The organism is Williamsia sp. R60 (genome assembly GCF_054063855.1).
This window is the reverse complement of sequence record NZ_JBSSGR010000001.1, coordinates 214,628-233,646: the sequence shown is the minus strand read 5'-3', so window position 1 is coordinate 233,646 and position 19,019 is coordinate 214,628. Positions and strand designations below refer to the sequence as shown.

At 65.9% G+C, this 19,019-nt stretch carries 18 protein-coding genes; 6 read left to right on the top strand and 12 right to left on the bottom strand.

Annotated elements, in window-relative coordinates; translation table 11 throughout:
• Nucleotides 1-4: 4 nt before the first annotated feature.
• Nucleotides 5-1,834: a hydroxysqualene dehydroxylase gene (locus tag ACVWY6_RS00935; RefSeq protein ID WP_457535669.1), complete on the bottom strand. Its 1,830-nt coding sequence runs from the start codon at nucleotides 1,832-1,834 to the stop codon at nucleotides 5-7.
• Between the two features lie 142 nt (nucleotides 1,835-1,976).
• On the bottom strand, nucleotides 1,977-3,263 hold the full coding sequence (locus ACVWY6_RS00930) for an adenylosuccinate synthase (protein ID WP_023955543.1): 1,287 nt from the start codon (nucleotides 3,261-3,263) through the stop codon (nucleotides 1,977-1,979).
• A gap of 205 nt (nucleotides 3,264-3,468) precedes the next feature.
• On the opposite strand from ACVWY6_RS00930, the gene ACVWY6_RS00925 reads away from it, so the two are divergent.
• The 3 genes from ACVWY6_RS00925 (at nucleotide 3,469) to glgX (ending at nucleotide 7,118) form a co-directional block, all read left to right on the top strand.
• Nucleotides 3,469-4,143: a hypothetical protein gene (locus ACVWY6_RS00925; protein ID WP_457535667.1), complete on the top strand. Its 675-nt coding sequence runs from the start codon at nucleotides 3,469-3,471 to the stop codon at nucleotides 4,141-4,143.
• Nucleotides 4,140-4,925 carry a site-2 protease family protein gene (locus ACVWY6_RS00920; protein WP_457535665.1) on the top strand — a complete coding sequence of 262 codons (786 nt, stop codon included), beginning with the start codon at nucleotides 4,140-4,142 and terminating at the stop codon, nucleotides 4,923-4,925. Before ACVWY6_RS00925 ends, ACVWY6_RS00920 begins: the two co-directional genes overlap by 4 nt.
• Before the next feature lie 78 nt (nucleotides 4,926-5,003).
• Entirely contained in the window at nucleotides 5,004-7,118 is a 2,115-nt protein-coding gene (glgX, locus tag ACVWY6_RS00915) for a glycogen debranching protein GlgX (protein ID WP_457535663.1), read from the top strand.
• Between the two features lie 39 nt (nucleotides 7,119-7,157).
• Here the strand turns inward: glgX and ACVWY6_RS00910 are convergent, their stop codons facing one another.
• The 3 genes from ACVWY6_RS00910 to ACVWY6_RS00900 form a co-directional block, all read right to left on the bottom strand.
• Nucleotides 7,158-8,078: a cation diffusion facilitator family transporter gene (locus ACVWY6_RS00910; RefSeq protein WP_457535662.1), complete on the bottom strand. Its 921-nt coding sequence runs from the start codon at nucleotides 8,076-8,078 to the stop codon at nucleotides 7,158-7,160.
• 61 nt (nucleotides 8,079-8,139) lie between these two features.
• Nucleotides 8,140-9,243, bottom strand: a complete 1,104-nt coding sequence (locus ACVWY6_RS00905; protein ID WP_030172416.1) for an FUSC family protein — start codon at nucleotides 9,241-9,243, stop codon at nucleotides 8,140-8,142.
• 25 nt (nucleotides 9,244-9,268) lie between these two features.
• Nucleotides 9,269-9,685 (bottom strand): DUF3151 domain-containing protein, encoded by a 417-nt coding sequence (locus ACVWY6_RS00900; RefSeq protein ID WP_023955555.1) that lies wholly within the window; start codon nucleotides 9,683-9,685, stop codon nucleotides 9,269-9,271.
• Nucleotides 9,686-10,069: 384 nt separating this feature from the next.
• On the opposite strand from ACVWY6_RS00900, the gene ACVWY6_RS00895 reads away from it, so the two are divergent.
• Both ACVWY6_RS00895 and ACVWY6_RS00890 read left to right on the top strand, forming a co-directional pair.
• On the top strand, nucleotides 10,070-11,548 hold the full coding sequence (locus ACVWY6_RS00895) for an Rv0361 family membrane protein (RefSeq protein ID WP_457535660.1): 1,479 nt from the start codon (nucleotides 10,070-10,072) through the stop codon (nucleotides 11,546-11,548).
• 292 nt (nucleotides 11,549-11,840) lie between these two features.
• Nucleotides 11,841-12,005, top strand: a complete 165-nt coding sequence (locus ACVWY6_RS00890; protein ID WP_457535658.1) for a hypothetical protein — start codon at nucleotides 11,841-11,843, stop codon at nucleotides 12,003-12,005.
• A gap of 37 nt (nucleotides 12,006-12,042) precedes the next feature.
• Here ACVWY6_RS00890 and fbaA read toward each other — a convergent pair whose 3' ends face one another.
• A complete protein-coding gene (fbaA, locus tag ACVWY6_RS00885; protein ID WP_317712122.1) occupies nucleotides 12,043-13,080 on the bottom strand; it encodes a class II fructose-bisphosphate aldolase in 1,038 nt (345 codons plus the stop codon).
• A 140-nt stretch (nucleotides 13,081-13,220) separates the two neighbouring features.
• On the opposite strand from fbaA, the gene ACVWY6_RS00880 reads away from it, so the two are divergent.
• Complete coding sequence (locus ACVWY6_RS00880) at nucleotides 13,221-13,940, top strand: VTT domain-containing protein (protein ID WP_400726697.1); 720 nt, start codon at nucleotides 13,221-13,223, stop codon at nucleotides 13,938-13,940.
• 94 nt (nucleotides 13,941-14,034) lie between these two features.
• On the opposite strand, the gene ACVWY6_RS00875 is transcribed toward ACVWY6_RS00880, so the two are convergent.
• The 6 genes from ACVWY6_RS00875 to ACVWY6_RS00850 form a co-directional block, all read right to left on the bottom strand.
• Complete coding sequence (locus ACVWY6_RS00875) at nucleotides 14,035-14,946, bottom strand: type IV toxin-antitoxin system AbiEi family antitoxin domain-containing protein (RefSeq protein WP_457535656.1); 912 nt, start codon at nucleotides 14,944-14,946, stop codon at nucleotides 14,035-14,037.
• Nucleotides 14,947-15,130: 184 nt separating this feature from the next.
• A complete protein-coding gene (locus tag ACVWY6_RS00870; protein WP_023955565.1) occupies nucleotides 15,131-15,805 on the bottom strand; it encodes a TrmH family RNA methyltransferase in 675 nt (224 codons plus the stop codon).
• The gene (pyrE, locus tag ACVWY6_RS00865; RefSeq protein WP_457535654.1) at nucleotides 15,806-16,369 is read right to left on the bottom strand and encodes an orotate phosphoribosyltransferase; all 564 of its coding nucleotides are present in this window, start codon (nucleotides 16,367-16,369) and stop codon (nucleotides 15,806-15,808) included.
• Nucleotides 16,370-16,371: 2 nt separating this feature from the next.
• Nucleotides 16,372-17,295: a hypothetical protein gene (locus ACVWY6_RS00860; RefSeq protein ID WP_457535652.1), complete on the bottom strand. Its 924-nt coding sequence runs from the start codon at nucleotides 17,293-17,295 to the stop codon at nucleotides 16,372-16,374.
• Nucleotides 17,296-17,383: 88 nt separating this feature from the next.
• Nucleotides 17,384-17,866, bottom strand: a complete 483-nt coding sequence (locus ACVWY6_RS00855) for a hypothetical protein (protein ID WP_133248683.1) — start codon at nucleotides 17,864-17,866, stop codon at nucleotides 17,384-17,386.
• 73 nt (nucleotides 17,867-17,939) lie between these two features.
• Complete coding sequence (locus ACVWY6_RS00850; RefSeq protein ID WP_457535650.1) at nucleotides 17,940-18,932, bottom strand: D-2-hydroxyacid dehydrogenase; 993 nt, start codon at nucleotides 18,930-18,932, stop codon at nucleotides 17,940-17,942.
• Nucleotides 18,933-19,019 lie beyond the last annotated feature (87 nt).

Here is a 19,019-nt window from a genome sequence, read left to right as displayed (position 1 = left end):
CGGCTCACACGTCCATGATGTGTGGCAGACCCGCCCGGTAGCGGTCGCGGTCGGTCTGTTTGAACGGGTCCAGCAGCGGGAGTTCCCAGAGCGGGTGCACCGCCACGCGAGCGGCGTTGCTGCCTGCCGCGTCGAGGATTGCGTTGGCCACCCGCCGTCCCGACTCGTTGGCCCCCTCCATCGTCGCGAGGTCGATGTTCGTGCGCACGTGGTCGCCGCCGATGAAGAAGTTCGAGATCGCGGTGTCGGCGGTGGGCCGGTGCCGGTAGGAATCTGCGGTGTTCACCATCAACGGTGTCGCGTTGGAGATGGCGGGTTCCCAGGTGATACCCGGATCGAGATGCCAGCTCACCAGTTCCTCGTCGCGCAGGATCGGCTTCGAGCCACGGTTGAGAGCGCGGCTCATCTGCGCCCAGACCTCCTTGGCGACCTCGTCTTTGGTGCATTGTTTGGCGGTTTTGCCGTACAGGATTCCCGGAGTGTCCCAGTCGGAGATGTCCACCGACAGGCAGTCGTGTACCCGCCCGTCGCCGTAGACGCGACCGAAGTCGACCTCCCACGGCGCCGCCTGGAACAGGCCGGTCAGGGCCCACGGCGTGCCCAGCGCCGCAATGTGACTCGGCACCACATCAGACCGCCGCGACAGGAAGTACTGGATTCCCACCATCCAGTCGTCGACCAGGTGGTTGATGCCCTCGAGTGCCGGCGCGGCCGCAAGGAGATCCGGCCGCAGGAGCGGTTTGAGCCGGTCCAGCGGCATGGCGGCGACGTACCAGTCGGCGGTCACGGTGGCGCTGGAACCGGCGTCGCCGGTCACCCGGGCACCGGTGATCCGTCCGCCCTGCACGTCGAAGCCGGTTGCGGCCTGGCCCATCACGAACCGCACGCCCCGACCACGCAAGTACGCCACCCACGGGTCTATCCACGCGTGATTGGTGGGAGCGTTGAGGATTCGGTCCACCCCACCCCCGACGATGGTCCCGGCGTACTGCGAGATCAGACCGGTGGCCGAGGTGACCAGCGCGAGTCCGATCTGCCCGATGGTGCGCGCCGACCCCATGTCGGGTTTGGCCGCAACAGTCGCCCGGGTCAGGGCACTCACCAGATACTTCTGGTAGGCAGCGGATTTGCCGTTGGCCTTGACGAACTCCATCCAGGACTGCTTCTCCCACTGACCGATTCGCCGTTCCTCGCAACTGGTCGCGATGACGAGTTCTCGCTGCACGAAGAACGCGAGTTCGTGGGCGGGTACGTCTCCGGCGATCTTCAGCGACGTCATCAAGGTGTTGCGGAGATTGTCCAGATCGGCGATGGCGCCGGCATGCTGCACGAGCCCGTCGATCGACTGTGGTGCGGTGATCGGTGCGTAACCCGGTTCGTCGAGGGCCACCACCGCACCCTCGACATTGATCAGGTGTCGGTCCCTGACGTTTCCCCCACCTGGCAACGGGATTCGCGCCATGGTGTCCGGAACGTGTTGATAACAACCGGGAAAGAAGCGGAAACCGTGCTCCCCCGGCAGCGCCATCCGTCCGCCGGCGGCGCTGCCGGGCACGTCCATGCTCCGTGCCTTACCCCCTAGGAAGGCAGGTTCATAGACGGTCACCGAGAAACCACGCTCGATGAGTTCTTGGGCCACGGCCAGTCCCGACATCCCGCCGCCGAAGACCGCGACCTCACGGCCGCCGCCTCCCGTCGGTGGGACCGCACGGGCACCCGGTCCGACCAGCGACGGCACCACAAAGCTGGTGCCGATAGCGCTGGTCGCCGCCGCGGCCCCCTTGAGCAGGGTGCGCCTAGACACCCCTCGGTCGCCCGTTGTCGCACCCACCATGATCGAGACCCCTCCCCAACAGTCAGTACTGACTGTTCCCTGAGGGATGTCTATCACAGCGTTCGCCGCCGTTGGGACGGTTCGGCAGATCAGTCCCGGGACGGAACCCGGGCGAGCCACAGGGACCGGGCCCTGCCATCGGCTAGAGGATGTCGCGCCGCACGATGGTCTGCTCGCGGCCGGGCCCCACGCCGATGCACGAGATGTGCGCGCCGGACAGCTCTTCGAGTCGGAGTACGTAGTCCTGCGCATTCTTCGGCAGGTCGTCGAAGGTGCGGCACTGTGAGATGTCCTCCCACCAGCCGGGCATCTCCTCGTAGATGGGCTTGGCGTGGTGGAACCCGGTCTGAGTCATCGGCATCTCGTCCACCCGCTCCCCGTCCACCTCGTAGGCGACGCAGATCGGCACGGTGTCGAGACTGGAGAGCACATCGAGTTTGGTCAGGAAGTAGTCGGTGATGCCGTTGACCCGGGTGGCGTACCGGGCGATCACGGCATCGAACCAGCCGCAGCGACGCGCGCGACCGGTGGTGACGCCCACCTCGCCGCCGGTCTTGGCCAGGTAGGCACCCCACTCGTCGAACAGCTCGGTGGGGAACGGCCCCGACCCCACCCGCGTGGTGTAGGCCTTGAGGATTCCGAGCACGGTCGTGATCCGGGTCGGGCCGATACCCGAGCCCACCGCCGCGCCACCCGATGTGGGGTTCGACGAGGTCACAAAAGGATAGGTGCCGTGGTCGACGTCGAGCAGGGTGCCCTGCGACCCTTCGAGCAGCACTGTCTCGCCGGCCTCGAGCGCTTGGTTGAGCAGCAGCCTGGTGTCGGCGATGCGGTGTTTGAAACCGTCTGCCTGACCCAGCACCTCTTCGACCACGTGCGCCGGGTCCAGGGCACGGCGGTTGTAGATCTTGGTGAGGATCTGGTTCTTGATCTCGAGGGCAGCCTCGACCTTCTGGGTCAGGATGCTCTCGTCGAGCACATCGGCGACCCGCACGCCGACCCGGGCGATCTTGTCCTGGTAGCAGGGCCCGATGCCGCGGCCGGTGGTGCCGATCTTCTTGTTCCCGAGGAATCTCTCGGTGACCTTGTCGATGGCGACGTGGTACGGCATCAGCAGATGCGCGTCGGCCGAGATCATCAGACCTGTGGTGTCGACGTCGCGATCCTCGAGACCGCTGAGCTCGGTGAGCAGCACCCCCGGGTCGACGACCACACCGTTGCCGATGACGTTGTTGACTCCCGGAGTCAAGATGCCTGACGGGATCAGATGCAGCGCGAAGGTCTCCCCGTTGGGCAGAACCACCGTGTGACCGGCATTGTTGCCGCCCTGGTATCGCACCACCCATTGCAGTCGACCACCGAGTAGATCCGTGGCTTTGCCCTTACCTTCATCGCCCCATTGGGCGCCGATCAGCACGATCGCAGGCATTTATGCGCTCCTTCCGGTTCGAGCGTGACGTAGACACACCGAACCGTGGGACAACCCTACTTGTTCGGACCGACGATTACGCGATCCCGGTGGCTCAAGAGCCTCTCGGCGCCGTGCCGAGACCATCTGCGGTGCCCGCCAGTACGATCACGGACGGGCGTCACGAGGATGATCGCCGCAGGTGAAGAGACGAGTGAGGTGACCGGTGGCGCCACAGGGTCTACGCGTGATCGCCGAGCAAGACGCGGCCGACGATCTCATCCCGCCGGGCGTCGCCACGGTCCGGGCGGTGCGCGAACGCGCGTCGATCATCGGTGCCGTCACCGCCACGCTGGCCGACCCGGACATGCGACGAGTTGTCGTGGTCGCCGGGCCCGAGTTGCCCGACGCCTTCTGCGCTGCCGTGGTCGCACGACTCATGCTCGTCGAACGCCTCGACGTCGAGGTCGCCCTCGTCCTGCCCGCCCCCACTGTCGCCACCAAGATCTACGAGCTGCCGTTCGGGGCGCCGGCCGTCGAATTGGCCCAGAGCGGCACCGCCGTCGAACTACCACTGGTAAGGGACGATGCGGCCATCGTGTTGCTCGGCCGCGCCCACCAGCGCGGCGTCGACGGCGACCTCGGCGGCGAGAGTTACGTCGACAACGACCTGCTCTACCGCGGGCGGACCAAGGGAGTTGTCATCGAACCGCTGATGACGATGCCCGGGGTCAGGGCCAAGGTCGACCGTCGCTGGCGTTCGTCCTGGCTCACCGGCAGGGCCGTCCAGACCGGCGCACCACAACTGGTCGTCGACCGCGATGGGATCCCCGGTCCCCGGCCGGTCAAGAGGTCGACCTTCTACCGCCATCACGTCAACTGGAAGTTGGTCCGCCCTTGAGCACCACCACCACCGAGATCATCCGCTCGGTGCGTCCTGGTCCGGTGTTCCTCGCCGTGGTCGCGGCCACCGCGCTGGGCGGTGCACTGCTCTGGACATCGGGCCGGGACAACGACCCCGTGGCGGTGATCGGGGCGCTGCTGCTCGTCGTGGGCGGCTGGGTGATCTCGCTGTCGCTTCACGAGTTCGGGCACGCCGTCACCGCGTTCAAGTTCGGTGACCGCGGCGCCGAGCTCCGCGGCTACCTCACACTCAACCCTCTCAAGTATGCCCATCCCGGCCTGTCGATCGGGCTACCGCTGGTCATCATCCTGTTGGGCGGCATCGGTTTTCCCGGTGGCGCCGTATACGTGAACAAGTCGGGATTCACGCGGGCCCAGCGCAGCCTGGTCTCCGCTGCGGGCCCGTTGGCCAACATCCTCATCGCCATCGTCCTGCTCGTGGTCATCTCCGGCCGCGGCAACGCGGCGCTGATCGGTGAACTGAACTTCTGGTCGTCGCTGGCGATGCTGGCCCTGCTGCAGATCACCGCCGCGGTGCTCAACCTCTTACCGATCCCCGGACTCGACGGCTACGGGATCGTCGAGCCGTACCTGTCCGACAACACGCGGCGATCGGTGGCGCCGGTCGCACCGTTCGGGATCCTGCTGGTCTTCGTCATCCTGCTGGTGCCCCAGCTCAACCGTGCGTTCTTCGACCTCGTGTACTGGTTGTTCGAATTGTCCGGGGTCAGCAGCTTTCTGGCGTCGTGGGGCTGGGACTTGTTTGTCTTCTGGAAGTAGGGGGTAGTCGCCCCCCAAGCACGGCGCCGGAACCTGTCGTAGTGTGAAAAATCCGTGTGCTGATGCGAGGAGGACCAGTTGCAGATCCGTCCAGGTGCGGCGTACCCGCTTGGAGCCAATTACAGCGGAGCCGGGACGAATTTCGCGGTGTTCAGTGAAGTTGCCGAACGTGTGCAGCTGTGTCTGATCGGCGACGACGGCGAGGAAACGCAGATCGATCTGCTGGAGCAGGACGGCTTCATCTGGCACGGCTTCTTGCCGGACGTGGAACCCGGGCAGCGTTATGGCTACCGGATCCACGGACCCAACGACCCCGCGCAGGGTCTGCGATGCAACCCGGCCAAGCTCCTCCTCGACCCTTACGCCAAGGCGATCGACGGCAAATTCGACTGGGCGCAACCAGTTTTCAGCTACATGTTCGACGACCCGTCGACGCCCAACAACGAGGACTCCGGTCCTTACATGCCTGCGTCCGTGGTGATCAACCCATTCTTCGACTGGGGTGTCGACCGTCCGCCTCATCACGCATACGCCGACACCGTCATCTACGAGGCCCACGTGAAGGGCCTCACCCAGACCCACCCCGCGATCCCCGAGGAGCTGCGCGGTACCTACGCCGCGATCGCCCACCCCGCGATCCTCGACCATCTGACAAACCTGGGTGTGACCACTCTCGAACTGATGCCGGTCCACCACTTCGCAGACGACTCGGTGCTGCAGGACCGCGGTCTCTCGAATTACTGGGGCTACAACACCATCGGGTTCTTCGCCCCCGATTCCAAGTACTCGCGGGGCGACTCACGGGTTGCGCCCGTCCAAGAGTTCAAGTCGATGGTCAAGGCCGTGCACGAGGCGGGCATCGAGATCATCCTCGACGTGGTCTACAACCACACGGCCGAGGGCAACCACATGGGCCCGACCCTGTCGTTCCGCGGAATCGACAACGCCGCGTATTACCGTCTGGTCGAAGATGATCCGCAGTATTACATGGACTACACGGGCACCGGGAACACCCTGAACGTCCGGCATCCCCATGCCCTGCAGCTCATGATGGATTCGCTCCGCTACTGGGTCACCGAGATGCACGTCGACGGCTTCCGCTTCGACCTCGCGTCCGCTCTGGCCCGCGAGTTCTACGACGTCGACCGGCTTTCCAGCTTCTTCGACCTCGTCCAGCAGGACCCGGTCGTCAGTCAGGTCAAGCTGATCGCCGAGCCATGGGACGTGGGACCCGGCGGATACCAGGTGGGCAACTTCCCTCCGCAGTGGACCGAGTGGAACGGCAAATACCGCGACACCGTGCGCGACTTCTGGCGCGGCGAGCCTGGGACGCTGGGTGAATTCGCCGCTCGCATAACAGGTTCGGCCGATCTCTACGAGCACACCGGGCGGCGGCCTGCCGCGTCCATCAACTTCATCACCGCGCACGACGGCTTCACCCTGCGAGACCTCGTCTCCTACAACGAGAAGCACAACGAGGCGAACGGCGAGGACAACAACGACGGCGAGAGCCACAACCGCTCGTGGAACTGCGGTGTCGAAGGCGAAACCGACGATCCCGAGATCCTCGCGCTGCGTGCACAGCAGAGCCGCAACATGATCGCCACCCTGCTGCTGTCGCAGGGTGTGCCGATGATCAGTCACGGTGACGAACTGGGACGGACGCAGGGCGGCAACAACAACGCGTACTGCCAGGACAGCGAGCTGGCCTGGGTCGATTGGGAAAACGTCGACGAGGACCTCATCGATTTCACCCGTCGTGTCGCCGAGCTGCGGTCGAACCACCCGGTGTTCCGTCGCCGACGCTTCTTCGAGGGCCGGCCGATGCAACGATCGGCCGACAAGCTGCCCGACATCGCCTGGCTACGACCCGACGGCAGCGAGATGACCGAAGACGACTGGAATGCCGATTTCGGTCGTGCGGTCGGATTGTTCCTCAACGGCAGCGCCATCCCCGAGGTCGACGATTTCGGCGAGCGCATCATCGATGCCTCGTTCATGGTGTTCCTGAGCGCTCACTACGAACCCATCGAGTTCCCGCTCGACACCAAGTACGGCGAGCAGTGGGAGGTGGTGCTCGACACCACCGTGGCGGGCGACGAGGCCGAGAAGCCGCTCACAGCACCGACAACGGTCACCGTCGGTGCGCGGGCGTTCCTGGTGCTGCGCCGCATCGAACCCGAAGACGACTGACCCCGCCCACCGGGCCCCGCTCGGCGGAGTCGGCCGCCACTACCAGGTGATCTTCTTGTGGCAGTCGCCTTGAGTTCCGGCCGGATCCACCTGGATGGTGGCGTGGTCGAGGCCATGACGTTCGAGGACTTCCCTGGCGGCGGCGAGCACCACGGCGTTGTCGGCTGTGGCGGTCACGTGCACCGTTGCCACGTCCATGCCGGTGGTCAGCGTCCAGACGTGCAGATCGTGCACCTCGGTCACACCCGCCAGGTCGCTGAGTTCGCGCTGGATCTTGTCCACGTCAACGTGGACCGGGGCCTGCTGCGCCAGGATCCGAAGTGCGTCGAGGGCAAGGCGGATGGCGCGCGGGGCGACCCACAGCGCAATCAGTACTGCCACCACCAGGTCGGCGTACGGCCAACTGGTTGTCATCGTCACCACGCCTGCCACCAGCACGCCGATCGACCCGACGGCGTCGGCGAGCACTTCCATGTACGCGCCGCGCACCGCGATGCTTCCCTTGGCGTCCGCGCGTAGCAGCAGCATCACCACCAGGTTGGCCGCGAGGCCGATGAGCGCCACCACCACCAGGGTCCCGCCGGGTACGTGGGGATCGGTACCGATGCGCTCGATGGCCTCGTAGAGGACAAATACGGCCACGCCGATGAGCAGCACGGCGTTGGCCACAGCGGTGAAAACCTCGGCGCGGTGCCAGCCGAAGGTCTTGACCCCGCTCGAACTCCCGTGCCGGGCGAGCAGCAAAGCGCCCAGTCCCATCACCATGGCCACCACATCGGTGAGCATGTGGCCCGCATCGGCGATCAGAGCCAGCGAGTTGACGGCGATGCCGACGGTCAGTTCGACCGCGAAGAACACGGAGATGATGACTGCCCCGGCCACCATCGGCCAAAGTCGCCGCTGGGTTCCGTCGTCAGCGGCGCCGTGCCCGGCGTGACCGTGGCTGTGCGTGTGGCCCATCGTGTCCCTTCGCGGTCAGTGGACCCCAAATATATGCATGACCACGCATGCGTCGCAACTGTCAGCGCAGCGTGGCGATCGCCGAGACGCGGGAAAGTCCGCACACCATCAGCAGATCAACGATTGTGGAACGGATCTGCGCCAGGATCACCGTCTCCGACAGCGCGCTGCCCTCGACCAGTTCTGGCTTCGAGCGACGGGCGATGCTGCGCAAGACCCTGGCCGCAGATGCCGGGTCGGGCTGCTGGCCGGGGTCGGCCAGGATCATGTCGTTGACCACCTCGAATGCGTGCGCGAGGCTGACGATGAGTTCGACGATCTCGGGCTTGATCGGCTCGTTCTTGTCCATCGCGCTCGCCGCCCGACGTGCCAGCACCCGAACGTTTCTCACCGCATTGTCGATCGGATCGGCGACGGCGGTGATGCGTTCGAGGCGCGACCGACTGTTCCAGTACAGCGGAGAGATGACACTGATCTCACGCCCACCAGAGATGTCCGACCGCATCGCATCGATCTCCGGCTGGGTTCCGCGCGCTTCTTCGAGCGCTTCGAGCAGCAGGTCGCGGTCCATTCGGCGCAGCCCCTCGGCCACATCTGCGAGCACATCGGACACCGTGGTGAGCACCCCGGCGGCGTCGCGGCGGGCCCGCAGCACCGGATGGGTGGGAACCACCGCAACCACCACGATCGCCACCACACCGCCGATGAAGGCGTCGATGACGCGGTGGAACCCGTCGGCTCCTCCTGGCGGCAAGAGCGTTGCCACCAACACGGCCGAACTCGCGGCCTGAATCGGCACCAGCGGACCCCGATCAAGCACGATGGCTACCACCATCGCAATGGCGACGACCACCATGATCTGCCAGGTGCCCGATCCGATCGCCGCGATGATCAGGTCGCCGACAGCCACGCCGACGGTCACGCCGATCGCCACCTCGAGGGCGCGGCGCCACCGCTGCCCGAGTGACAGGCCCAGCGAGATGACCGCGGCGATGGGAGCGAAGAACGGCCGCTCGTGGGCGAACACCTCGGTGGCGAGGTACCAGGCGAGGCCGGCCGCCAGGGAACACTGGAGGATCGGCAGGATCGCCACGCGCAGCCGATGCAGAGGGGCGCGGACGCGGGCCGGCAACCGTTCGCGGGCGAACACCGCGCGAACGGTCAGCAGACGGCCGCCCGAGCCGCCGGTGTCAGGCGAGTCCGAGCTCGCCGGCGGCTGCCGGGTCACTTTCGTTCAGCAGATCGAGGCAGCGCCTGTATTCGTCTTCCTCACCGATGGTCTGCGCCGCCCGGGCGAGCACGGCGACGCAACGCAGGAACCCGCGGTTGGGCTCGTGACTCCACGGCACGGGGCCAAACCCTTTCCAGCCATGCCGCCGCAGCTGGTCGAGCCCGCGGTGGTAGCCGGTACGCGCGTAGGCGTAGGCGGTGATGGTCGCGCCTTCGTTCATGGCGGCTTCGGCCAGGTAGGCCCAGGCGATCGAGGCGGTCGGGTGCTGGGCGGCGACCGCAGCCGGGTCGGAACCGTTCAACAGGTCCGATTCGGCTTCGTCGTCTCCGGTCAAGAGGGTGGGCTGAGGGCCGAGAAGATCTCCGAACGACGTCATCGGACCATTGTCGCAGCTCTCGATCGGGTGCGGGCGACCCCTCCGGCCGCCAGTTCATTCGATAGGGTGAGCGCGACGCTGCGCGGGGGTGACTGTCCGAAGGTCGGCCAGGTTCCCGTGCACTGTGAACAGTGTCGGTCGAGGAACAGGGCTGGGTGGATGTCACATCCTGACGATGAAGGCAATTCTGTTGTACGGAGGGCCTTTTCGGCAGTTCGTAAGCTTCGCGAAGGAAGACCGGGTAGCGGGGCCGAAGCAACACGACGCCCCGGTGCATCCACAACATCTCCTGCAGGGCAGGAAAAACAGGGGGGTCTGTTGCCGCAGGGAAAGTCCGATGGCGAATCGCCACAGGGGACCGCGAACGATTCGGCCGACAGTCCGGTGACCGAACCGACGAGCGCGACCCCGGAGTCGGCATCGGACACCGGCGCCGCTCCCGCCGAGCACCCGACGCCCCCTGTCGAATCCCCTGTCGAGCCGGACGCTGATACCGCGGTGGACAACCGAGCCGACGCCGCAGACGAAGACTCCCCTGCCACCCCGGACACCGCCGAGACGGCAAGCCAGGATCCGGTGGTCGACGCCGTGGTCAACGAAGCTCCGGCCGCCGAGGGCGCCGATAGCTCCGACCCGGCCGTCGAAACGGCAGAGGCCGAGGACGACGTTGAAGTCCCGCCCTCCGCGGAGCATGCCCCCGCGGAGAACGAGGCCACCGCGTCGGACGAGCCCACCGATACGTCCGGTGACGACGAGCAGCCTGCGGACGCGAAGAACAACAGCGCACCGGTGGCCGATCCGCACACCGATGAGCCGGTCGCCGATCAGACAGCTGACAGCCAGACGGCCGAATCTCCCGTTGAACCGGAGGCGGCGCAGGATGCTCCCGAAGAGGCGCCTGCACAGACGGTGCCTGATCGCGCCGAAGCCGAAGCCGTGCCGGCAGACGAGCAAACCGTCACAGACGAGAAGTCAGTGGCGGACGAGAAGACACCGCGTCAAGACACTGCTGGGGAACAGCCCGGCGGCGACCCCGCCCCGGCGCCCAGCGAGGCCGTGACCGCCCAATTTGCCGCTGTCCCGGCGGTTTCCACGTCGAAATCCTCGGCATCACAATCCGACTCGACGCCGAAAGACGAGCCCGTCGGATCACCCGCCGATGAGAACGAGACGGAGGTGCTGGCTGCCGCCGCGGGCCCTGCCGACGTCACCGACCAACCGACGGAGCGGATCAGCACCTCGAAGGCGGCGCCGACGACGTCGTCGACCGATTCGAACACCAGGTCACTGTCGAACCCGGGATCGCCGTCGAATACAGGATCGCCGTCCACGCAGGTGCCCGACTGGAAAGCGGAACCGGCTGCCCCGCAGTACATCCCGCCTGCAGGCGGCGCCCAGCAGAATCGAACCGCCGGCGGACCCAAGAAGTCGCGTAAAGGTCTGTGGTTCGCTCTCGCCGCACTGGTCCTGATCGCAGCGGTGGTCGCGGCGGTCATCGCCGTTGTCACCGCCGGAGACGAAACCAGCGAGGTCCCCGCCGACATCGCGGCCGCGCGGGCGCTCGAGTACACCACCGCGCTACGCGACGGCGACATCATCACTCTCCGACAGATCACATGCGGCGAAGCGCAGCAACGCTTTACGAGCATGTCCGACCAGGAGTTCGCCGAGGATCACCGGATCCAAGAGGAGAACAACGAACTGGTCGGCGTCGACGGTGTCAAGGCGTCCAAGATCGTCAACGACGGCAACGGAGCCGTCGTAGAGGTGATCGCCTACAAGACGCTCACCCCGGACGAGAAGCTCGACGTGGCACTCACACTGAGCAAGATCGACGGGGAGTGGAAGGTCTGCAAAGCCTGATCGGACTGTGACAACCGCGCCTTCGCGGTCGTTCGGGCGTTAGGCTTGATCGGTGCCCTCACCGCAGGACCGGCCACCACCACCTCCCCATCACCGTGTAATCGACGCGGCGACCATCCCATTGCGTTCGCAGCGACCCCCGGGCCCCGTTCGACGTAGCGGGTTCGAGGCGCCGCCTCGACCGAGCGACACCGCGGCCCGACCACCGCAACCGCCTGGCCGTCCATGGCAGCCGCCGGCGCCATACGGCGTCCACGCGCCGGCAGACGTTCCTTTCCGGGACCGTCCTCAGATGCCGGTGGAGCAACAACAAGCCGCTCCGAGGCCCGTGATCGTCGCCCCGGCCCGAATGACAACAACTCAGCGACCGCACCGCCGGGTGGATACCTCGGTCTTGTGTGCGGCCGCTGCGTTGCTACTGCTCGGACTGGCGGTCCTGGTGGGTATCGCGCTCTGACCCACCAGGACCGCTTACCCGGTCTTCGTCTCGGCTGTCAGGCGCTGATGGACTTGCCGACCGACTTGAGGTCGGTGCAGGCCTCCACCACACGCTCGCTCATCGACGTCTCTGCCTTCTTCATGTAGCTGCGCGGGTCGTAGAACTTCTTGTTGCCCACGTCGCCGTCGACCTTGAGGACGCCGTCGTAGTTCGAGAACATGTGGCCGACGATCGGACGGGTGAAGGCGTACTGGGTGTCGGTGTCGACGTTCATCTTGATCACGCCGTAGCTCAGGGCTTCCTCGATCTCGCTCTTGAGTGAGCCCGAGCCGCCGTGGAACACGAAGTCGAACGGCTTGGATCCCTCGGCCAGACCCAACTTCTTGACGGCCACGTCCTGGCCGGTCTTGAGCACCTCGGGGCGCAGCTTGACGTTGCCCGGCTTGTAGACGCCGTGCACGTTTCCGAAGGTAGCGGCCAGCAGGTAGCGACTTCCGGAGTCGCCCGCACCGAGTGCCTCGATGGTGGCCTCGAAGTCTTCGGCGGTGGTGAAGAGCTTGTCGTTGATCTCGTTCTCCACGCCGTCTTCCTCGCCGCCGACAACACCGATCTCGACCTCGAGGATGATCTTCGCGGACGCGGCCTTGGCCAGCAGATCCTTGGCGATCTCCAGGTTCTCGTCCAGCGGCACGGCACTGCCGTCCCACATGTGCGACTGGAACAGCGGGTTCTGGCCTGCGTCGACGCGCTCCTGGGAGATGGCGAGCAGCGGACGCACGTAGGTGTCCAGCTTGTCCTTGGGGCAGTGGTCGGTGTGCAGGGCCACGGTGATGCCGTACTTGGCGGCCACAACGTGCGCGAACTCGGCCAGCGCCACCGCACCGGTGACCATGTCCTTCACACCGAGACCCGAACCGAACTCGGCGCCACCGGTGGAGAACTGGATGATGCCGTCGCTGCCCGCCTCCGCGAATCCTTTGAGGGCTGCGTTGATGGTCTCCGACGAGGTGCAGTTGATCGCGGGGAAGGCGAAACCGCCCTCTTTCGCCGCGTTGAGCATCTGTGCGTATTGTTCGGGCGTTGCGATGGGCATGTGGCCTCCAGCCGAGGTTCGGTGATCTTCGCTGACCAGTATTGCAAGGACCGTCTGCGCCGGTGAGCACCCTCCCGCCGTACGGCACAGCGCCGCCTGGCGGGACCGGCCGGCAACAACCGGTACCCTTGGGTCCCGTGATGGAGACTGTCCTTGCCCAAACGACCGATGTGGCGTTGATGCCTGGGTTCTTGGACCCGATCAATCTCCTCAATTCCTTCGGGACCTGGATGCTCGGTGGGCTGCTGCTCATCGTGTTCATCGAGTCGGGTCTGCTGTTCCCGCTGCTGCCCGGCGACTCCCTGTTGTTCACCGCCGGATTGATCGTGGCCGCCAAGTCGAGCGAGATCGAGCCGTTCGCGCCGCTGTGGGTGTTGCTGCTCACCATCCCGATCGCCGCTTTCCTCGGCGATCAGGTCGGCTATTTCCTAGGCAACCGGTTCGGATATTCGCTGTTCAAGCCCGATGCGCGGGTCTTGAAGAAGAAGTACATCGATGAGGCGCACGAGTTCTTCGAAAAGCACGGGCCCATCACCATCTTCCTGGCGCGATTCGTTCCGATCGTCCGTACCTATGCGCCGCTCGTCGCCGGTGCAGCCCGGATGAAGTACTCGACGTTCCTCGCCTACAACATCGTCGGAGCCATCGCCTGGGGTGCGGGCGTCACCCTGCTCGGCTACTTCCTCGGCCAGATCGAGTTCATCCAGAAGAACATCGACATCATCTTCCTGATCATCGTGTTCGTCTCGGTCCTCCCGATCATCACCGAGCTGTACAAGCGCTGGCGCGGCCGCGATTCCCAGACCTCAGGCGATGCTGTGGCAGATCCCACCACCGCCCCTTCCGATACCCCGAGCTGACCCCTCCGCCTCTCGAACTCCCAAACGCAGGCTTTGTGTCTCCTTGCAGGCACTGCAGCGCCTGCGTGCGGTGAAAGACCCTGCCTGTGCTGGATCAGATGATCCCGCCCGTTCGAAGGCCGTCGCGGAGTAGGGCCCGGAACCGTCTCCGGTCCTGAAGGATCTTCCAGTCCCAGCGAATGACAACGAAGCCATGACGCAGCAAACGATTGTGGCGTTCGCGTTCGGCGTGCCAGGACGCGTCGGCTTCCTTGCCGTCAGCTGTGTACTTGCCTCTCCCATCGAACTCGCCGATGACCTTCCCGTCCCAGTCGAAGTCGCTACGGGCAAGGAAGATCCCGCCCGGCGAGAAGAACTCGTGCTGAAGCCGCGGTAGTGGGATGTCCCCCATCTCGATCATTCGCGCCCGGCTCAAGGACTCTCCGGCGGTCTCGGCTTTCGCGTCGGCATGGCCGAGCGCGTTACGGAAGTTGGCGATGCCTCTGCTCCCGGCGAGACGAGCCGCCAGACCTTCCAGCTGGGTTCGCGGTACCCCGCGACGGAGTCCGCAATCCACCACCGTCAGCGCACCGGCAAAGTCGGCAGCGCAGGCTACGTCCGCGACTGTTCGCGCCATCGACGTGACCCGGAACGAACCCACCTCGACGATGTCCTCGTCGAGTAGCTGTCCGCGGTGCAGGTATACAGATTTTCCGCGTTCAGCACCCCGGTCCACGATGAAGTGGACCTGGCCGTAGTCGCGGCCGAGCGTGTCCACCTCGTGCAGGACGGCGGCAGATTGATGACTCAGCACTCTCTGGCCCCTGGTCCGCCCGGCCACAGCCACGACACGCCGCAGGTAGGTTTGCTCAGGCGCGAGGTCCGACTGGGGTTCGCAGTAAGCGCCTCGGACCACACGCTCGAGTTCGCCGCGGCTCGTCGCCCGTCGCAGCGCGTGATCTGTGCTCGCGCCTGTACCAATCTGCACGGACCGCAGGATCAGGTTCACGTCGTCGATGCTCCCCACACCGCAATGGTCAGACATCGTTCCGTACCTGCTGAGCCCATCACCCAACCGCGGACTAATGCTGTGGATGTCTGTTCCCCTGTGGAGAACTCGACCTGTCCACGCGTACGCAGGGTTTTCGGCAAAACGCAGGCACTGCAACACCGGCACACAAACACAAAGCCTGCAGATTTGAAGAAGTCGACTACCAGGCCTGATCCAGGTCGGCATGTTGCCTGATCCAGGCATGCATGGCGATACCGGCAGCGACACCGGCGTTGATCGAACGGGTTGAACCGAATTGGGCGATGGAGACGGTGAGGTCGGCGTGGGCCTGGGCGTCGGCGCTCACCCCGGGTCCCTCCTGACCGAACAGCAGAACACATTCTCGTGGGAGGTCCGCGGTCTCGAGCGGCACCGACCCCGGGGTGTTGTCCACGGCCACCACGGCAAGCGACCGCGAACGAGCCCATTCCATCAGGGCACTCACCGAATCATGATGCAGCACATGCTGATAACGGTCGGTGACCATGGCGCCGCGCCGGTTCCAGCGTTTGCGCCCGACAATGTGGACCGCGGCCGCCGTGAATGCGTTGGCAGTCCGCACCACGGTGCCGATGTTGCCGTCGTGCCCGAAGTTCTCGATGGCCACGTGGAAGGGGTGGCGGCGCGCGTCGAGGTCGTCGATGATGGCCTCGCGCGTCCAATACCGGTACGCATCAACAACATTGCGCCGGTCACCGTCGGCCAGAAGCGTCGGGTCGTACCGTGGATCGGTCGGCGGCTCGGTGCCGTATTCCTCGGACCAGGGGCCCTTGCCGACCACCGGTTCGCCCCACTCGGTGGGCCCAGGCTCAGCGGTGGACTCGTCCTGGCTCACTCAGGCCAGGCCGATGTCGCTCAACCCGAGCAGCGAGCGGTATTCCACACCTTCGGCCGCGATGATCGCGTCGGCTCCGGTGGCCCGGTCCACCACTGTCGCCACCCCGACAACGGTGGCGCCGGCGTCGCGGAGGGCGCGCACCGCGGTGAGTGGTGAATTGCCGGTGGTGGTGGTGTCCTCGACCACGAGGACGCGCTTGCCCACGATGTCGGGCCCTTCGATCTGCCGTTGCATCCCATGGGCTTTCGCGGCTTTGCGCACCACAAATGAGTTGATCGGCCGGCCGGGGGCGTGCATGATCGCGGTGGCCACCGGGTCGGCGCCGAGGGTGAGTCCGCCGGCCGCTTCGAAGTCCCAGTCGGCGGTCAGTTCCCGCAACAACATCCCGATCAGCGCAGAGGCCTCGTGGTGCAAGGTCGCTCGACGGAGGTCGACGTAGTAGTCGGCCTCGGCGCCCGACGACAACGTGACCTTGCCGTGGACCACGGCGACTTCCTTGACGAGTTCGGCTAACCGCCCACGCGCCACCGGCGTCGCGTCGGCGCCATCACGATCGGTCACGGTCACTGTGGTCCTCCGGGTCGGGGGCTCCCCGGCGGACCGGGCTGGCGCGGTATCGGTCCTGACGTGCGTACGGGCGGAACAGGTCCGCGGGGGAGCGGCCCCGCGCTTCGGGTCATCGGACCTGATCCCTCATTGCGACGGATCGGGCCGGCCTCGCGGGCGTGGGCCCCCGATTCGGTCCGCGGCCCCGGATTGCGCTGCGGTTGTGGCAGATCCTCGCGGCGGATGTTCTCGGTACGGGGGTCGGCCAGGCCGCGACGCGCGCGCCCGGTGGGACTCGACGGGTCCCGCGGGTCCGGCGCGCTCTGCGGATCGACGACGGGCGGCAGCACCCGCAACAGGTCGGTGAACCGGCGAACTGTCTCCAGTGCGACGTCGAGGCGTTCGGGGTCGTTGGTGATCGGCATCGACCCGAGCGACCACGCCCCCTCGTTCCAGAGGATCTGGATGTAGTCGGGAGCGTTGGTGGCCAGGGCGACCATGCGGCGATCGCACACGCGGCGGGCGACATCGAGGTGACTGGAGAACATCACCCTCTTACCCATCGCGCCGAGCAGTTCGACATCGTCCTCGGCCGGCGCGAGAGTTTTCTCGTGCCGCAGATCGATCGTCACGTTCGATTCGGTGGTCCGGCGGATTGCCACGATGGTGGCGGTCTCGGCAAGGTCGAAGACGACGGTCTCTTCGCCGTAGTAGCTGCCGTAGGCCAGATCCTGGACCTCGATGTGGTCGGGCACATCCATCGCCGCCCGCCCGAACTCCGATTTCAGGGCCGGATCGGAGTCGCGGTATTTGAACCCGTGCTGATCGCCCCACACCGCTCGTTCACGGCGCACCCCGGTCGTCCGCTTGCGGTCGAGCCACAGCAGAGCCAGGGCGCCGGCCAGCGCGAGGGCGGCGATCAGGAAGTAGACGGCAGTCATCACCGGTCAGCTTACCGTGGGGCGTCCGATTCGATACGCAGGCGAGGTTGCCGAGACCCGCACTCGCCCAGCGGGCCCCGCGAGGGCGTCAGTTCTCGGGGATCGAACCGGAGACCCGGCCGTCCACGATGAGGTCGGCGATCATCGTGCCGTCGACCTTCACCACCCGGACGACAACCAGGTCACCGACGTCGAGGACGCTGAGCGAGCTGCCCTCGGTGGACTGCACGTGGGTGTCCGGACTGAGGATGAAGTGCTGTTTGCGCCCGTCGGCGGTGTGGACGTCGAGGGAGTCGGAGCTGATCTTGTCGATGGTGCAGAGCACCACCTTCGACCGTTCGGTGCTGAGGGCCTCGGGAATCTCTTCGGTTGTGGTCTCGCCCGAGAGCACTCCGGCCTGACTCGGCGGTTCACTCGGGGTGACGTACTTGATCTGTGTCGACGCCTGGCCCTGATCGCTGCGCTCGGCTCCGAGATGGATGCAGTAACCCAGGGCCACGCCCGCAACCGCCAGGCCGGCGATGCACAACAGCGTCACGACCCTTGTCGAACGCGGCGTGGAATCAGTCACGTGTCCGAACATAGAAGCAGAGTCTGAGATCCGTCTGTGAATAGCGGCAGCGGGGCCTGACTTGTTACCTCTGTCAGGAGTTTTCGCGCGCCCTGACGTAGCCGGCCTGCTTGTCGACCACGTTCATCAGCGGTTCGCCGGCGATGTAGTGCTGCAGGTTCTGCAGGAATTGACCGGCCAGTTCATCGCCCCACCCGACCACATCCCCGCTCATGTGCGCCGAGATGTGTACGTTCTCCATCTCCCACAGCGGGTTCTCGGCGGGCAGCGGCTCGGTCTCGAACACGTCGAGCGAGGCGGCTCCTATCGATCCCGTCCGCAACGCGTCGATGAGCGCCGTCTCGTCGACCAACTCCCCTCGGCCCACGTTGACCAGGTGCGCGGTCGGTTTCATCGAGGCCAGTACCGCGGCGTCGATCATGCGGGCGGTCTGGGCGGTGAGCGGTGCGATGGCGACCACGACGTCGAAGTCGCCGACGTAGGAAGTCAGGTCTGCGGTGGCCCGCACCACACCGAAGTCGGGGTCGTGCGCTCGTTCGGTGCGACCCGCACCGCTCACCTGCAGGCCGGCTGCCCGAAGAAGGCGGGCGGTGGCGCGTCCGATCCCGCCGGTCCCGATGACGAGCGCCGACCGTCCGGCAGTCCGGGTGGTGTCGCGGCGGATCCACCGCTTTTCCCGCTGGAGGGTTTTCGACAGATGCAGCTGCTTGTCCTCGGCGAGGATCGAGCCGAGGACGAACTCGGCGATGGGCCCGTCGAAGACCCCGTGGGCGTTGGTGATGGTCACGTCCGACCGGCGCACGTCATCGAACAGCATTGCGTCGACGCCTGCTGCACAGACATGTACCCACCGGAGGTCATCTGCGGCCGACCAGTTGTCCCGTAAGGCCGCGGAGAAGAAGTCCCACAACAGCAGAACGTCTGCACCGGCGAGCGCCTCACCCAGATCTGCGGTGGTGCATTCACGCACGGTCGCGATGCTGCGGATCTCCTCCAGGTTGCTGGGGAGGGCGAGTCCTTCGCGACCCAGGAGTGCGACCACCGGCGTTGTGTTCGGCGTTGCCATGGGCCCAGATTAGGGCAGCCGGGCGGAGCGTCGATCGGCGACTGTCCAATTGTTGACAATCCATCAATCTGCCGTCACCGTGTACCC

Bases quoted from the DNA above. Each gene is read 5' to 3' on its own strand.
- ACVWY6_RS00935 (WP_457535669.1), bottom strand. From the start codon at position 1,834: ATGGTGGGTGCGACAACGGGCGACCGAGGGGTGTCTAGGCGCACCCTG.
- ACVWY6_RS00850 (WP_457535650.1), bottom strand. From the start codon at position 18,932: ATGGCAACGCCGAACACAACGCCGGTGGTCGCACTCCTGGGTCGCGAA.
- fbaA (WP_317712122.1), bottom strand. From the start codon at position 13,080: ATGCCCATCGCAACGCCCGAACAATACGCACAGATGCTCAACGCGGCG.
- ACVWY6_RS00890 (WP_457535658.1), top strand. From the start codon at position 11,841: ATGCCGGTGGAGCAACAACAAGCCGCTCCGAGGCCCGTGATCGTCGCC.
- ACVWY6_RS00880 (WP_400726697.1), top strand. From the start codon at position 13,221: ATGGAGACTGTCCTTGCCCAAACGACCGATGTGGCGTTGATGCCTGGG.
- ACVWY6_RS00930 (WP_023955543.1), bottom strand. From the start codon at position 3,263: ATGCCTGCGATCGTGCTGATCGGCGCCCAATGGGGCGATGAAGGTAAG.
- ACVWY6_RS00900 (WP_023955555.1), bottom strand. From the start codon at position 9,685: ATGACGTCGTTCGGAGATCTTCTCGGCCCTCAGCCCACCCTCTTGACC.
- ACVWY6_RS00860 (WP_457535652.1), bottom strand. From the start codon at position 17,295: ATGACTGCCGTCTACTTCCTGATCGCCGCCCTCGCGCTGGCCGGCGCC.
- ACVWY6_RS00910 (WP_457535662.1), bottom strand. From the start codon at position 8,078: ATGGGCCACACGCACAGCCACGGTCACGCCGGGCACGGCGCCGCTGAC.